This is a genomic window from Paraburkholderia caffeinilytica (assembly GCF_003368325.1).
Classification (GTDB): domain Bacteria; phylum Pseudomonadota; class Gammaproteobacteria; order Burkholderiales; family Burkholderiaceae; genus Paraburkholderia; species Paraburkholderia caffeinilytica.
This window is the reverse complement of the sequence record NZ_CP031466.1, coordinates 1,704,126-1,718,590: the sequence shown is the minus strand read 5'-3', so window position 1 is coordinate 1,718,590 and position 14,465 is coordinate 1,704,126. Positions and strand designations below refer to the sequence as shown.

Below are 14,465 nucleotides of genomic sequence, written 5' to 3'. Positions count from 1 at the left end.
GCAAGGCGGCTCGGCACGGCATCTCAACCCGGCGCGGCGCCCGTCAACTGCGAGTACACGTCATGCGACAGTTGCAACAGCACCTTGCGATCGATCCCGCCTGACACCGCATAGCCAAAGTCGCCGTCGACCCAGTAGAACACGTTCACCGGCCCGTCCTGATAGAGCTTGAACGCGGTGGTGTTCGAGTTCACCTGACGATGCGAAATGCACAGCGTCACGCGTTCGCCATTCGGCCCGCGATACATGAATTGCGCAGTCGGCCCATCGGCGCCCGGCAACAGGCGGCCGCCCGAGAGGTTGAAGCCGCTCTTCGAGAGCATCGGCGGATGCACGTTGGTGCCGAGGCGATCGGACAGCCACTGCACGAAATCCTGTTCGTGATCCGCAGTCATTTCGGCCGGGCGGTCGACGGCAGGCATATAGACCACATGCGCCACCGCGGCTTGCCGCGCGAACATTTCCGAACTGTCCGCACTGACCGGGCGCGTATCCGAGTGACCGGCGACGGGCGCCACGACATCCTGTCCCCTATGCGTGCCGACACCGATGCCCACGCCCAACACCAGCGCCGCGGCCATCCCGGCGAACTGAGGCCAGTTGGCGGCAATGCGCCAGCGACGCCCGCGGGCCGGAGGCGTCTGCAGACGTTTGGGCACGGGCTCGCTCAGCACACGGTCATAGCGTTCATGAAACATGTTGTTCAACGAGAAGTAATCGCTGACGCGTGTGGCCAACTCGGGGCTCTGCTCAAGCGCGCGCTCAACCTCGGCGCGTCGTTCGTCCGACAGCGTGCCGTCCACGTACCCATGCAGGTCTTCTTCGCCGATCGGCGTGTGTTGGTCGCTCATCGCACCACCTTTAATTTTGCACCGGGCTGCGTGCCCGCCATCAATGCGCGAAGCCGTTCGCGACCGCGCGAAAGTCGCGACATCACCGTGCCGATTGGAATGTTCAGTGCGAGAGCCACGTCGGTGTAGCTCATTTCCTCGAGACCGACCAGCAGCACGACTTCGCGCTGCTCCGTGGGCAGACGCTGCAACGCGTAGTCGAGGTCGCGCATTTCGAGCGAACGGGTCTGATCGGACGGCACGGCAAATTCGCTTTCGTGGACGCTGTCGTCATCGACCGCTACGTGCACCGCGCGCGCCGATGCCTTGCGCGCCTGATTGGCAAACACGTTATGCATGATCGTGAATAGCCACGCGCGCAGATCGGTGCCGGGCTGGAACATGCCGGTGCGGCCGAGCGCGCGCTCGAGCGTGTCCTGCACCAGGTCGTCGGCGAGATCGCGGTTGTTGATCAGCGCTCGCGCATAGCGCCGCAAGCGCGGCACATGCTCCATCAACTCGTCACGGACATCCATTTTCCATCCCGATCGTGGGCTTCTCGTGGGGCGCCGGATAGGCGGCCGTTGATTGATCCACCACGCGCATTCGAAGGGCAAACACGCGTGGGCGCATTTTATTCCGTTGTTTTTGCCGTGTTGCGAAAAAAACGGGGCAGGGCTTACCGCATCGTCATCGCGTCGGCGGCGCGCATCAGGCCGTGGGTGCGGGCGTCGCCGGCGACCACGAAGCGCTGCCGCTGCGCCGTCCAGGTCAGCAGGCGGATCTCGCCGATGCGGCGGGCGGCCCACTGCGGTTGGGCCGGCGTCAGCAGTGCCGGCGTGGACATCAGTACGACGGGCCGGTTGTCTGCGTTCAGATAGACGAATTCGCTGGCGCGTTGGAACGCGCCGAGCGATAGGACCCGGTGATCCACGAGTCGCAATCCGATCGCGGCGAGCTTGGGCGCGGACGCGTCGGTTCGCGTGGGCGAGGCAGCGGAATACGGGGCGGCGGCGGTTTCCGCCAACGCCATCACAGCGGCATTGTCGAGCGCCTGACGGGACACCTCGGTGGCGGCAAGCCAGCCGCTCGTGGCCACCAGTGCCAGAACGAGCGCGCCGAGCGCATTCGCCACCTTGCCCGGGCGCTTCGCGGCCTTCAGCCGGCCGGGTGCGCCGCGCCATCCGTCGGCGCGTGTCGAAACGGGTTCGTCCGTTGTTTGAAAAGCCTGCTGCATCTGCGCGTTGAGCCTGCCGTAGAAGGCCACGCGACGCGCTTCCGCCGGGTCCTTGCCCAGATAGTCCTGCAGAAACGCAGCCCGTTCCGGCGTCAGCGTGCCATCGGCGTAGGCCTGAATGTCGGCTTCGGAAAGCGGCGAATCGGAGGGCGGGGCGGTTGAGGTCATGGTGTCGGCGGTCGTCGGATTTCAGCTATCGAGTGGCGAACACACGCAGGCATGGGTTTATTCCACGTTCGAGGTTTGTTTTTTACAGCGCGCCAAGGCAGGAATAAAAGCCGCGAACCCGTGGTTCTCCCTCATGCAAACCCGCACAAAACTCTCTGGAGTTCATCATGAAGAAGATCGCTATTGCCGCCTTGTCCGTCGTCGTTCTGGCTGCTTCGTCGAGTGCTTTCGCAGAAGGCAAGACGCGTGCTCAGGTCTACCAGGAATTGATCGAGGCCCAGCAGAACGGCCTTGACTACGTTACCGATGCATCGTATCCGGATGTGAATCCCGTCTTTGCACAGCAGGTCAAGCACAACAAGGAGGCGCTCGCTGCCCGGGCGGCCGCCGCGAGCCACGTCGCGAGCGGCGCCGCGACGGCAGGCAGCGTCAATTGACGGTATCGATGGCCGGCGCGTACACGGAACGGACGCGCCGCCTGTCGAATGGAATAGATCGCTGAATCGGGTGTTAGCCGATGAGTGCATCTATCCGAGAGTCAAGGAGTCGTCGTGACAAAACCATCCGTTCCCAACGCTGCGCCTCCATGCGTGCCATGCCGGCTCGCCGCGATCGGCGCGGTCGTCGCGGCTCTTGCCGGCGGCTTCGCCTATACGGCACGCTGGTGATCGATCGCACGACGTCGCAGGAAGACGGCGACTGCCGCGATATCAATTTTGATCCGACCATCTTGCCGGCCGGCATCCGGCCTTCGAACGATCCGTTGCTCGCCGCGCGCTCAGCTGCCTACGCGCTGTCGTATAAGCGCCGCACGCGCGAAGAATCGCTGCATCCCGAGGTTCATCAAACGAAGTCGAACGGAGAGCGTTCATGACACAGACGCGTACCCATTTCAGCCCGCTCCCGCGTCTTTTGCACTGGACGATGGCGCCGCTGATCGTCGCCATGCTGTTCATCGGCGTGGGCATGGTCGCGACGGTGTCGCAGGCGCATACCACGCTGGTCGCGATTCACAAGCCGCTTGGGATAGCGCTGCTGCTGCTCGTGATACTCCGCGCGAGCGTGCGCATCCGGCGCGGCAGTCCGCCGTTGCCTGCGGATATGCCGGCGCCGCAGCGCATCGCCGCCGGGCTGTCGCATCTCGTCCTCTACGCGCTGATGGCGGCGATGCCGTTGATCGGCTGGGCGATGCTATCCGCGGCGGGATATCCGGTTACGCTATACGGGCCCCTGCATTTGCCACCGATCGCGCCGCATAGTACGGCGCTGTTCGCGCTGCTGCGCGCACTGCATACGTGGCTCGCATTCGCGCTATTTGCCACCGTGCTGTTGCATCTCGCCGCGGCGCTGTTTCATGGTTTGATCCGCCGCGATGGCGTGTTGTCGAGTATGGCACGCGGCGGACGTTAACCCTTCACCCGTTCCGAGCGCGGATCGTAGGGCGCCTTCAGGTGCACGGTCGCCGGCAGCAGATCGCCGGCGACATCGATCATGTATTGACCGCTGTTCAGATAGGCCGCATCGGCGACGCCATCCGGATTGTTGATGTACCCCATCGCCACCGGACAGCCGAGCGTGTGCCCGGAGGCCGCCGAACTGACGAAGCCGACCGGCTTGCCGTCACGCAGAATGGCTTCGCCGCCCCACAGCATGCGATCGGCGGCGCCGTCGGCAGTGAGCACCACCATGCGGCGGCGCAGCGGCTCGGTACGCAATTTCAGCAACGCGTCGCGGCCGCGGAACGGGATGTCCTTGTCGAGCTTGCAGGCGAACGACAGCCCCGCTTCGAACGGATTCGTATCAGGCGTCAGTTCGCGGCCCCACGCGCGGTAGCCTTTCTCGATGCGCAAGGAGTCGATTGCGTAGTAGCCCGCGTTGACGAGACCGAACGCCTTGCCCGCCTGTTGCAAAGTCTCGTACACGCCGACTGCGAACTCGACCGGCACGTACAGTTCCCAACCGAGTTCGCCGACGTAGGTGACGCGGGTGGCGCGCAGCGTCGCGTAACCGAGGTCGACCTCGCGGCTCTGGCCGAACGCAAACGCCTCATTGCTCCAGTCCGCCTTCGACACGCTTTGCAGCAACTCGCGTGAACGTGGGCCCATGACGGCAAGCACGGCGTATTGGCCGGTGACGTCGACCAGCGTGCAGTGCCTGTCGCGCGGAATCGCTTTTTCGAGGGTGTCGAAATCGCGTGTGGTTTGCGCGGTGCCGGTGACCAGAAGGTATTGATCGTCAGCGAGCCGCGTGAGCGTGAAATCCGATTCGTAAGTGCCGCGCTCGTTGAGCATGCCGGTGTAGACCGTGGTGCCGGGCGGCACGGCGACATCGTTCGCGACGATGCCTTGCAGCACGCTTTCCGCATCGCGTCCTTTGACGAGAAATTTGGAGAACGACGTCATGTCGAATAGCGCGACGCCTTCGCGACACGCGCGATGTTCGGCGCCGCTCCACGGCAGCCAGTTCTGCTGACCGAACGCGTAATCGATTCGCGCTTCGGCGGGTGTCGGCGCGAAAAAGTTGGCGCGCTCCCAGCCCATTTTGCTGCCGAAGCAGGCGCCATCGTCGCGCAGCAGCGAATACAGCGGCGAACGGCGGAACGGCCGCGCGCTGTCGAGCTCGCGATTCGGCCACGGCATCGCATAGTGCAGGCCGAGTGTTTCCTTCACGCGATCGTGCAGCCACGTGTCGTTGCCGTTAAAGCGCGCAAAGCGGCGAATGTCGACGGGCCACAGGTCCATCGTGGGTTCGCCCGCGACAATCCATTCCGCCAGCGCCATGCCGGCGCCGCCCGCCGATGCGATCCCCATCGAATTGAAACCCGCACCGATGAAAAAACGCCGCAATTCCGGCGCTTCGCCGAGGATGAAGTTGTTGTCCGGCGTGAACGATTCCGGACCGTTATAGAACTGGCGGACCTGCGCCGTTTCGAGCGCGGGCACGCGTTGCAGCGCATTTTCCATCAGGATTTCGAACTGATCCCAGTCGTCGGGCAGCAACTGGAATTCGAAATTGTCCGGGATGCCGTTCATGCCCCACGGTTTCGCGTCCGGTTCGAAGCCGCCCATCACGAGACCGCCCACTTCCTCCTTGAAGTAGATGAAGCCGTCCGGATCGCGCATCACCGGCAGGTCCGGATGCACGCCGGCAATGCGTTCGGTAACGATGTAGTAGTGCTCGGCCGAATGCAGGGGCACGGTCACGCCGCACAGGCGACCCACCGCCTTGGCCCATTGCCCCGCGCAATTCACGACGATGTCAGCGCCGATCGTGCCTTCTTGGCCCTCCTTGTTGCGCCACGCGAGGCCGCTGACTTCGCGTGCTCCCGTCGTGCCGTTCGCCTTGTCTTCGAGCGCGGTGCGTGTGTGAATCGCCGTGACACGGGTGTTCTCGACGATGCGTGCGCCGCGCGTGCGGGCACCGCGGGCGAGGGCCTGGGTCAGGTCGGTGGGATTCGCCTTGCCGTCGCCGGGCAGCCAGACGGCGCCGAGCAGGTCGTCGGTGCGCATCACCGGCCAGAGATCGCCGGCTTCCCGAGGGCTGATCACGTCGCACGCCACGCCGTAGGCGCGCGCGACGGCGGCGGTGCGCCTGAGTTGCGTCATTCGTTCGGCCGTGCGGGCTACGGAGAGCGAGCCGCATTGCTTCCAACCGGTGGCGAGGCCGGTGTCGGCCTCGAGTTCCGCGTAGAGGGCGGTCGAATAGCGGATCAGCCGGGTCATGCTTTCCTGCGCACGCAGTTGCCCGACGAGGCCGGCCGCATGCCAGGTCGTGCCACACGACAGTTGCCCCTGTTCGAACAGAACCACATCGGTCCAACCCAGTTTGGCAAGGTGATAGGCAACCGAGCAGCCAATGATGCCGCCACCGATGATGACAACACGGGCGTGGGTGGGGATGGGTGTTGACATATGTGGGAATTGGTTGAATTAAGGCGCGTAGATTGCAACAAAATTTGACAAAAAGCAACGATCAATTCGGCTAATCCGGGATCAAAGAAGGTCGCGGATAGGTCGGCAACAGACGGTGTCGCTATCTTTTCATAACCAAGTAGGTTAATATCAACCGGAGGCAAAGATGGAAAAAAATACGCCTCACTGCAAATTGGCCGATGCTCAGGGCCTCGCGCGCGCAGGAAAAATCAGAATCACGAAATCGGCCGTGATTGGGGCTGCGGCACTCGGCTTCGGGCCTGACGTCATTGTCGAAACTCTGATGTCGCTTGATCGGCGTGCTTTCAGAAAAAGCATGACTACGTACGCGGATCATCGGGTCTGGCAGGACGTCTACTGCGCCATGACTGAAGCAGGCATGGTCTATTTGAAATTGACGGTGGTCGATGACGTCCTCGTCGTGTCATTCAAGGAGTGGTGAGCATGAAATGCCCGAACTGCGGAGCGGCCGAACTGGTACGCGATACGCGCAATATGCGCTATGTCTACAAAGGGGAGACGGCCGTCTTCGAGGCCGTCACCGGCGACTATTGCCCGGCATGCGACGAGGCAGTACTCGACATGGACGAGGCGACCCGCACGGGTCAAATGATGCTGGCCTTCAACAAAGAGGTGAATGCATCTCAAGTGGATCCCGCATTCATTGCCGCCGTCCGCAAGAAACTCGATCTGGACCAGCGCGAGGCGGCGGAGATTTTTGGCGGCGGGGTGAATGCTTTTTCGCGGTATGAGAATGGCAAGACGAGGCCGCCGCTCGCACTGATCAAACTGTTGAAGGTACTGGACCGGCATCCCGAATTGCTGGCGGAAGTGAGAGCCGGCTGAGCTTTGGAGGGCCGATTGTGGGTTTGTATGGAAATGAGTTGAGATTTATTGGCGAACGATGAGGTGTTTGCTAGACTGAGCGCCGTCGCCCAGGTCTCCATCTCATGTTCTCCACCCAACGCCAAGCCGAAATCCTGCGACTCGTCCGCGAGCAGCGTACCTGCACGATCACCGATCTTGCCGGACGCTTCGAGGTGTCCGACGAGACCATCCGCCGCAATATCAAGCCGCTGATTGCCGACGGGCTGCTCATCAAGGTCCACGGCGGCATCATGCTGCCCGAGCGTCTCGACGAGCCGCCGTTCCAGCGGCGCATGGTGGCAAGCCGTGAGGGCAAGCAGGCGATCGGCGCGCGCATCGGCGAACTCGTGCGGGACGGCGATTCGCTGATTCTCGAGGGTGGCACAACCTGTCTGCATATCGCTCAGGCGCTCAGCGCGCGCTCGCGGCTCACGGTGGTGACCAATTCCATCGAAGTCGCCCGCGTGCTGGCGTCGCGCAATGGCAACCGGGTGTTCATCGCAGGCGGCGAACTGCGCGCCGACGACTCCGCCGCTTTCGGCGACAGCGTGCTTGCCTTCCTGCGCCAGTTTCATGTGCGCTACGCAATCGTCTCGGTCACCGCGATCGACATGCAGGGCCGTTTCATGGACGCACTACCCGCCGACGTGGCGTTTTCGCTCGCCGCCTTCGCGCAGGCCGAGCAGCGCGTGGTCGCGGCGGACCACGCGAAATTCGGTCATAGCGCGCTGGTGCACGCGTTCGGCCCGGATGCGGTCGATCTGCTGGTGACCGACGAAGCCCCGCCGCCGGCGCTCGCCCAGGTGTTCGCGGCAGCCGGGCTGGCGGTGAGTACCGGGGCATCCGGCGTTCCCGCGCCTTGAGCCGATCCAGTCCACCCCTCGCGCCGCCTTTAAAGCCGCCTTCAAAGCCGTCTCCACAGCCAATTTCGTCCAACGCGTAAAATGGCGGGTTACCACGGGCAATCTATGCGGAACCGAAACTGCGCGGGCAGTCGCCATTCATCGCCTGCCGCGTCGCTTCTGCGTTCGCGCATCGCCGCCTTCGCCGGCTTGAAAAGGAATGGACCCTGATGTCGTCAGTTTTCTTCGATCGGGAACGGATTACGGAATGGCTGGGTGAGCACACGGTCGCCAAGGCGCGCTCGGTCGGCGCAATCTCGAAGGTGGAGTGGCGCGGCGATACGCTGAGCGGCTACGTGCAAGGCACCCGCGTGCTCCCGTACCACACGCGGGTGCGGTTTCGTACGGATGGCGGCCGACCTTGGGCGCAGGGCGACTGCAGTTGCCCGGTCGGGCGCAACTGCAAGCATGTCGCCGCGCTGCTGCTCGCCGAACTCGAGTATCACGACGAGATGGACCACATCACCCACGTCGACATTGACACGGGCTCCGATGAGCATCCAGACGCCGGCTACCCTCGGACGCCGTCCGGAACGGCAGTCCAGGCGCCGTCCGGTGTGCGCCCCGAACTGGTCAGCTGGCTCGAGCGTTTTCGCGCGCGCGCCGAAGCCGCCGATGCGGTTGCCCAGAAGGCGGGCGCCGCGCGCACTCAAACGCTGGCCTACCTGCTGAACTGGTCCAATTTCCACATGCGTCACGAGGTCGTGCTGTACCGGGCGCGTTGCCATCCGGACGGCACGGTTGTCGAAGTCGACGAGCCGTGGGGCAATGTGGAAGCCGCTTTGCTCAAGCAACCCAGGTTCGTCTCCGACGAAGACCTGTCGATTCTGCGGGGTTTGTGGCTCGGCCGCTCCCGCGAAGATTTTGGTCAATTCATTCTGCGCGGCACGAGCGGCGCGGAGATGCTGCAAAAGCTGATCGCCACGGGGCGCCTGTTCTTCGAGCTCAAAGCGGCGCCGGGCCACGAGGGGCCGACCCCGCTGTCGCGCGGCGCCGACCGGCCCGGGCGGATCGAATGGGAGCCGCTGGCGGACGAACGCCTGCGGCCGGTGCTGTGCACCGAGCCGCGCGCCACCATGGTGCTGCCCACCGAGCCGGTCTGGTATGTGGACGGCGTGGCGAACGAAGCGGGTATCGTCGAGTCGTCGTTGCCGTTCCAGCAGTTGCCCGATTACCTTGCCATGCCGCCGATTTCGCTCGCCGAAGCGCCGCTGGTCGCGTCGGTGCTGCGCGAGATCGCGCCCGACTTGCCGCTGCCGCCCACGCATGACGCGTCTTCGATCCGGGTGATCGACGTCGATCCCGTTCCCGTGCTCTCGCTCAACAGCCACGCGCTGCCGTCTGCCCCCAAGGCGGGGCAGCGCAAGTCCGAGGCCGTTGAGCTGGCCGGCGTCAGCTTCGATTACGACGGCGTGAGCATCAATGTCGATAGCAGCGTCACGCTCGTGCCCATGCCGGGTGGCGACGTCATCCATATTCGCCGGCGCTACGAAGCCGAGAAGAAGCGCCTGCTCGAACTGCGCAAGACCGGGCTGCAGAAAGTCCCGACCAGCCGCGTCTACGCATCGCGGCTTTTGCCCGACACGATGCTCGGCCTGCCGGATGCCGAGGCCTGGTCGGCCTTCGTCAACGACGCCGTGCCGGACCTCGTGAGCCAGGGCTGGCGCGTGACGATGGCGCCGGAGTTCCGCTACAACATCATCGAGATCGATGCGATCGACGGCACCGCGCAGCAGGCGGGCGACGGCTGGTTCGACCTGGAGATGGGCATCCGCATCGGCGAGCGCAATGTGCGGCTCGAACCGCTGCTCGCCGACCTGTTCCGGCGTGACCGGCGCTGGCTCGGCGGCGCGCTCGAAGCCATCGCCGACGACGAACCGATCGAGCTGAAGACCGAGGAAAACAAGCGTCTGCGCTTGCGCGCCGACCGGTTGAAGCCGGTGGTGCGCGTGCTGGTCGACCTGTTCGACTCACTGGGCGGCACATTGGCCGACGGCGCGCCGCTGCGCGTGCCCTCGGTCGACGCGGGCCGCCTCGAAGCATTGAACAGCACGGGCCGCTGGCAATTCCAGGGTGACGACTCGATCCGCCAACTGGCGCAGCGGCTGCAGGCCGGCCCGGGTTTGCACGAGGTGCCGGTGCCGCGTGGCCTGAAGGCGGAACTGCGCGCCTATCAGCAGCAGGGTCTGAACTGGATGCAGTTTCTGCGCGAACACGATCTGGCCGGCGTGCTGGCCGACGACATGGGTCTCGGCAAGACCGTGCAGACACTGGCGCACATTCTCGCGGAGAAAGAAGCCGGACGGCTCGAGCGTCCCGCACTGATCGTCGTGCCGACCACGCTCGTGCACAACTGGCGCGAGGAAGCGCGCCGCTTCGCGCCTGAACTGAAAGTGCTGGTATTGAACGGCCCGCAGCGCAAGGAGCGCTTCGAGCAGATCGGCGAGCATGAGCTGATTCTTACGACCTACGCGCTGCTGTGGCGCGATCAGAAGGTGCTCGCCGAGCATGACTATCACCTGCTGATCCTCGACGAGGCGCAGTACGTCAAGAATGCAACCACCAAGGCGGCACAGGCGATCCGCGGATTGCGCGCGCGGCATCGACTGTGTTTGACGGGGACGCCGCTGGAAAATCACCTCGGCGAACTGTGGTCGCAGTTCGACTTTCTGCTGCCGGGCTTTCTCGGCAGCCAGAAGGATTTCGCGAGGCGCTGGCGCAATCCGATCGAGAAGAACGGAGACGGCGTGCGCCGCGCATTGCTGGCGCGCCGCATCCGGCCATTCATGCTGCGCCGCCGCAAGGACGAGGTCGCGAAGGAATTGCCGGCCAAGACCACCATCGTCTGTTCGGTGGACCTGGAGGGCGCGCAGCGCGATCTATACGAAACCGTGCGCACGGCAATGCAGGAGCGGGTGCGCGCGGCGGTCAGCGCGCAAGGTCTTGCGCGCAGCCACATTATCGTGCTCGACGCCCTGCTGAAGCTGCGCCAGGTTTGTTGCGACCCGCGTCTCGTGCGGAAAATCAAGGTTGACGAGGAGGCGGGCGAAGCGGGCGAAAAACCAGGCGAAAAACCGGGCGAAAAGCGCGGCAAAACGGAAAGAGCGGAAAGAGCGGAAAAGCCGGAAAAAGCGGAAAGGGGCGAAAAGGGGGCGCGCGCCACACGCTCGGCCAAGCTCGATTTGCTGCTGTCGATGCTGCCTGAATTGATCGAGGAAGGACGGCGCGTGCTGCTTTTCTCGCAGTTCACCGGCATGTTGTCGCTGATTGCCGAGGCACTAGAAGACGCTGCGATTCCCTATGTCATTCTGACTGGCGACACGACGGACCGCATTACACCGGTCGAGCGCTTCCAGCAAGGGGAGGTGCCGTTGTTCCTGATCAGCCTGAAGGCGGGGGGCGTGGGTTTGAACCTGACCGCCGCTGATACGGTGATTCACTACGATCCGTGGTGGAATCCCGCCGCCGAAAATCAGGCGACCGACCGTGCCCACCGGCTGGGGCAAGACAAACCCGTGTTCGTCTATAAGCTGATCGCGGCGGGCAGCATCGAGGAAAAGATCGTGGAGTTGCAGGAGCAGAAGGCCGGACTCGCCGACAGTATTCTCTCCGAAGACGCCGCCGGCGCTGCCAAATTCTCAGACGACGATCTCGACGCGCTATTCGCGCCGATGCCCGAGATTGAAAGCGGCAGGTGAGAAATCGGGGCCGCGCCGGATGCGGAGCCTGTGCTTTTAGTTTCAGTTAAACGATCTAACAATCTTTAAACGATTTATTTTGAGACTGTTCCTATACTGACTCGCAAATTGTCAAATCGCTGTTTCCTGAACGCCGGGGGGCACAGCCCGATAGGACAAAAGGTAGGCGGGGCCAATTACCGTGCGGGCGAGACCAACTGACCCGAAGAGCGACCCATCGAGGTCGATTTCAATAGCGGGCAGAGCCTGAGAGGCCTTGGGGTAAATCCCATGGAACGGCTCGGAATGACAGAGCCGGCTTGGATAGCGACTTAATCGCATCCATGAAAGCGCAGAGCCGTTTTCGATTATCATGATCTGCCCCCTCGCTAATCGGCGCGACAAAGCAAAAATACGCGCCAATTTCGAGACAGTGCGGCAGCGGATCTGAACGGGGTGTGAGGCAAGGGACCATTAATCGAAAAAGAGTGCAGCCGAAGATGAAAACAGGAAGCTGGATCGCCGGTGCGTGCGCCGTCATCCCGGCCATCTGCCGGCTCGCCGGCCTTCAGTTACTAAGGACGATGTCGCGTTGCGGGGTTTTATGAGAATTGCAGTCCTGGATGACGATTCGGCGCAAGCCGACCTGGTTTGCCAAACGCTGTCGACGGCCGGCCACGTCTGTCACGCTTTCGGTGCGGGCCGAGAACTGGTACGGCAACTGCGGCGCCAAACCTTCGACCTTCTCGTGCTCGACTGGAACGTACCCGACATGTCGGGCGAAGAGGTGTTGCGCTGGGTGCGCGAAAGCCTCTCCGAGCGCTTGCCGGTCCTGTTCATGACGAGCCGCGGCCGCGAAACCGATATCACCTCGATCCTCAACACCGGCGCGGACGATTACGTCGTCAAACCGGTCTCCGCGGCGGTTCTGCTGGCGCGCGTCGGCTCGTTGCTGCGCCGGGCGTATCACCTCAAGCCGCCTGCGGCGAAAGAAATTTTCGGCGAATTCGAATTCGACCTGGGCGCGAAGCACGTGGTGGTGCGCGGCGCGACCGTCGCCGTGACGCAGAAGGAGTTCGAGCTCGCGCTGCTGTTGTTCCAGCACCTGAGCCGGCCGCTGTCGCGCGCGCACATTCTCGACGTGATCTGGAAGCAGGCGACGGACATCCCGTCGCGCACGATGGACACGCACGTGTCGATGCTGCGCAGCAAGCTCGGCTTGCGCCCGGAGAAGGGCTATCGTCTGACGCCGATCTACGGCTATGGGTACCGGCTCGAGCGGATCGAATCCGGCGCGCCGGCCGTGGCGGCCGAAGAACGCCCCGAAGCGGGGGATGCGTGACGGTTGCTTTCGATGCGGTAGCGCCCGGCTGCGCAGCTTCACCGGGTTGGCGCGCCGGTGCGGCGCTGGCGGTGGCCGGCCTGATTGCAATGACGTGCTTCGCGCCGGCGTCGGCGGAGGCGCAATCGCCGCGCGCGCCAAAGCCGCGTACCAGAACGGCCGCGCCAGTCTACGTGTCTTACGTGACCCACGACGGCGACACCTTGTACGAAATCGCCGGCCGCTATCTGCGCGACGCCGGCGATTGGGCCGTGTTGAGCCGTCTGAACCATGTGCCCGCGCCGCGCCGCATGCCGGCGGGGATTACGCTGCGCCTGCCGGCCGACAGGCTCCGGCAGGACCCCGAGTCGGCACGCGTGATCGCGACGAGCGGTCCGGCGGAACACGCTTTCGGCGGCAATCCTTATACGCCGCTCACCGCGGGCACGACGCTGGGCGAGGGCGATCGCATCCGCACCGGCCATAACGGCTTTGTCACGCTGGAGTTGCCGGACGGCTCGCACGTCACGATGTCGCAGGACGGCCTGCTCGACATCGGCAAGCTGCGGCGCACCGCGCTCACTGGCGCGGGTGATCGCGTGCTCGATCTGCGGCGTGGCGAAGTCGACAGCCAGGTCACGCATGCCACCAAAAAGGACGACCGCTTCCAGATCCGCTCGCCATCGGTTGTAGCGGGTGTGCGCGGTACGCGCTTCAAGGTCGCCTACGACGGCGACGCGCAAACCACGGCGGTGGAAGTGCTGGACGGCGCGGTCGGTGTCGACCCGGCCGCAGTTGGCGGCCAGGCCTCTGCGCCGCCGCCGGGCGTACCGCTGCAGGCGTCCGCGCAACTCGTCAAGGCAAGCTTTGGCAATGTCACGCGGACAGGCAGCGCGATTGGCCGTCCGGTGGAGTTGCTGGCCGCGCCGTCGCTCACCGAACCGGCCAAGGTGCAGGACGGCAAAACGGTCGCTTTCGATCTTGTGCCGGCCGAGCGCGCGGTGGCCTATCGCGTGCAGATTGCGCGCGATGCCGATCAGCTCGACCTGATCCGCGATCTGCGCGTGAGCGCGCCGCATGCCGACTTCGGCGATCTGGCCGACGGCACGTATTTCGTGCGTATCGCCGCGATCGACGCGAACGGACTCGAGGGCCTGCCCCAGGTGTACGGCTTCGAGCGGCGTCAACTTGGGCTGAGCGCCTCGGCGAGCCCGCGCGCCGGTACCCGCGACTACGAGTTCCGCTGGTTCGTCAGCCGCTCCACGGTCGAGACGCACTTTCGTTTCGTGCTGGCCACGACCGCCGACCTGCGCCATCCGCTCGTCGACAAGACGGATCTGACGGGCGACCAGATCGTGGTGAGCGACCTGCCGGGCGGCGTCTACTATTGGACGGTCGTTGCCGAGCAGTTCGAAAACGGCCGCTTCTACGAGAAGAGCAGCGCGGTCCGCTCGTTTACGCTTGCACGTTGACGCTGGTAGATTCACGGGGCCGGGCCGACAACCGGCCCGCTCCTTAGCTCTCGCCCACG

Annotated in this window: 12 protein-coding genes and 1 pseudogene; 9 read left to right on the top strand and 4 right to left on the bottom strand. The window is 64.2% G+C overall.

The features are described from left to right. Positions 1–23: 23 nt before the first annotated feature. From DSC91_RS07630 to DSC91_RS07620, 3 genes are all read right to left on the bottom strand, one after another. The gene (locus DSC91_RS07630) at positions 24–851 is read right to left on the bottom strand and encodes an anti-sigma factor family protein (protein ID WP_115777562.1); all 828 of its coding nucleotides are present in this window, start codon (positions 849–851) and stop codon (positions 24–26) included. Next, the gene (locus DSC91_RS07625) at positions 848–1,366 is read right to left on the bottom strand and encodes a sigma-70 family RNA polymerase sigma factor (protein ID WP_115777561.1); all 519 of its coding nucleotides are present in this window, start codon (positions 1,364–1,366) and stop codon (positions 848–850) included. Before DSC91_RS07625 ends, DSC91_RS07630 begins: the two co-directional genes overlap by 4 nt. Before the next feature lie 143 nt (positions 1,367–1,509). Beyond that, a complete protein-coding gene (locus DSC91_RS07620; protein ID WP_115777560.1) occupies positions 1,510–2,235 on the bottom strand; it encodes an anti-sigma factor family protein in 726 nt (241 codons plus the stop codon). A gap of 167 nt (positions 2,236–2,402) precedes the next feature. Here DSC91_RS07620 and DSC91_RS07615 point away from each other — a divergent pair, with 167 nt between their 5' ends. From DSC91_RS07615 to DSC91_RS07605, 3 genes and pseudogenes are all read left to right on the top strand, one after another. Then, complete coding sequence (locus tag DSC91_RS07615) at positions 2,403–2,672, top strand: DUF4148 domain-containing protein (protein ID WP_115777559.1); 270 nt, start codon at positions 2,403–2,405, stop codon at positions 2,670–2,672. A gap of 218 nt (positions 2,673–2,890) precedes the next feature. Next, positions 2,891–3,109: pseudogene (locus DSC91_RS07610) on the top strand (catalase); the annotation flags it as partial. Next, positions 3,106–3,645 carry a cytochrome b gene (locus DSC91_RS07605; protein WP_115777558.1) on the top strand — a complete coding sequence of 180 codons (540 nt, stop codon included), beginning with the start codon at positions 3,106–3,108 and terminating at the stop codon, positions 3,643–3,645. The pseudogene DSC91_RS07610 and the gene DSC91_RS07605, both read left to right, overlap by 4 nt. On the opposite strand, the gene DSC91_RS07600 is transcribed toward DSC91_RS07605, so the two are convergent. Then, positions 3,642–6,146: a GcvT family protein gene (locus tag DSC91_RS07600; RefSeq protein ID WP_115777557.1), complete on the bottom strand. Its 2,505-nt coding sequence runs from the start codon at positions 6,144–6,146 to the stop codon at positions 3,642–3,644. The two genes, DSC91_RS07605 and DSC91_RS07600, sit on opposite strands and share 4 nt — an antisense overlap. A 166-nt stretch (positions 6,147–6,312) precedes the next feature. Between DSC91_RS07600 and DSC91_RS07595 the strand changes: the two genes are divergently transcribed. The 6 genes from DSC91_RS07595 (at position 6,313) to DSC91_RS07570 (ending at position 14,406) form a co-directional block, all read left to right on the top strand. After that, positions 6,313–6,609 (top strand): type II toxin-antitoxin system MqsR family toxin, encoded by a 297-nt coding sequence (locus DSC91_RS07595; RefSeq protein ID WP_115777556.1) that lies wholly within the window; start codon positions 6,313–6,315, stop codon positions 6,607–6,609. Positions 6,610–6,611: 2 nt separating this feature from the next. Continuing rightward, the gene (locus DSC91_RS07590) at positions 6,612–7,013 is read left to right on the top strand and encodes a type II toxin-antitoxin system MqsA family antitoxin (RefSeq protein ID WP_115777555.1); all 402 of its coding nucleotides are present in this window, start codon (positions 6,612–6,614) and stop codon (positions 7,011–7,013) included. A 104-nt stretch (positions 7,014–7,117) separates the two neighbouring features. Beyond that, entirely contained in the window at positions 7,118–7,897 is a 780-nt protein-coding gene (locus DSC91_RS07585; RefSeq protein ID WP_115777554.1) for a DeoR/GlpR family DNA-binding transcription regulator, read from the top strand. A 209-nt stretch (positions 7,898–8,106) separates the two neighbouring features. After that, positions 8,107–11,634, top strand: coding sequence for a DEAD/DEAH box helicase (locus DSC91_RS07580; RefSeq protein WP_115777553.1), 3,528 nt, complete (start codon positions 8,107–8,109; stop codon positions 11,632–11,634). A gap of 583 nt (positions 11,635–12,217) precedes the next feature. Continuing rightward, positions 12,218–12,955 carry a response regulator transcription factor gene (locus DSC91_RS07575; protein WP_115777552.1) on the top strand — a complete coding sequence of 246 codons (738 nt, stop codon included), beginning with the start codon at positions 12,218–12,220 and terminating at the stop codon, positions 12,953–12,955. After that, the gene (locus tag DSC91_RS07570) at positions 12,952–14,406 is read left to right on the top strand and encodes a FecR family protein (RefSeq protein ID WP_115777551.1); all 1,455 of its coding nucleotides are present in this window, start codon (positions 12,952–12,954) and stop codon (positions 14,404–14,406) included. The genes DSC91_RS07575 and DSC91_RS07570 overlap by 4 nt, the downstream gene beginning before the upstream one ends. The last annotated feature ends 59 nt before the right edge of the window (positions 14,407–14,465 follow it).

What these genes read in the sequence shown, in the direction of transcription:
- DSC91_RS07585 (WP_115777554.1), top strand. Translation starts at nt 7,118, where the DNA reads ATGTTCTCCACCCAACGCCAAGCCGAAATCCTGCGACTCGTCCGCGAG.
- DSC91_RS07615 (WP_115777559.1), top strand. Translation starts at nt 2,403, where the DNA reads ATGAAGAAGATCGCTATTGCCGCCTTGTCCGTCGTCGTTCTGGCTGCT.
- DSC91_RS07580 (WP_115777553.1), top strand. Translation starts at nt 8,107, where the DNA reads ATGTCGTCAGTTTTCTTCGATCGGGAACGGATTACGGAATGGCTGGGT.
- DSC91_RS07605 (WP_115777558.1), top strand. Translation starts at nt 3,106, where the DNA reads ATGACACAGACGCGTACCCATTTCAGCCCGCTCCCGCGTCTTTTGCAC.
- DSC91_RS07630 (WP_115777562.1), bottom strand. Translation starts at nt 851, where the DNA reads ATGAGCGACCAACACACGCCGATCGGCGAAGAAGACCTGCATGGGTAC.
- DSC91_RS07600 (WP_115777557.1), bottom strand. Translation starts at nt 6,146, where the DNA reads ATGTCAACACCCATCCCCACCCACGCCCGTGTTGTCATCATCGGTGGC.
- DSC91_RS07620 (WP_115777560.1), bottom strand. Translation starts at nt 2,235, where the DNA reads ATGACCTCAACCGCCCCGCCCTCCGATTCGCCGCTTTCCGAAGCCGAC.
- DSC91_RS07595 (WP_115777556.1), top strand. Translation starts at nt 6,313, where the DNA reads ATGGAAAAAAATACGCCTCACTGCAAATTGGCCGATGCTCAGGGCCTC.
- DSC91_RS07575 (WP_115777552.1), top strand. Translation starts at nt 12,218, where the DNA reads ATGAGAATTGCAGTCCTGGATGACGATTCGGCGCAAGCCGACCTGGTT.
- DSC91_RS07625 (WP_115777561.1), bottom strand. Translation starts at nt 1,366, where the DNA reads ATGGATGTCCGTGACGAGTTGATGGAGCATGTGCCGCGCTTGCGGCGC.
- DSC91_RS07590 (WP_115777555.1), top strand. Translation starts at nt 6,612, where the DNA reads ATGAAATGCCCGAACTGCGGAGCGGCCGAACTGGTACGCGATACGCGC.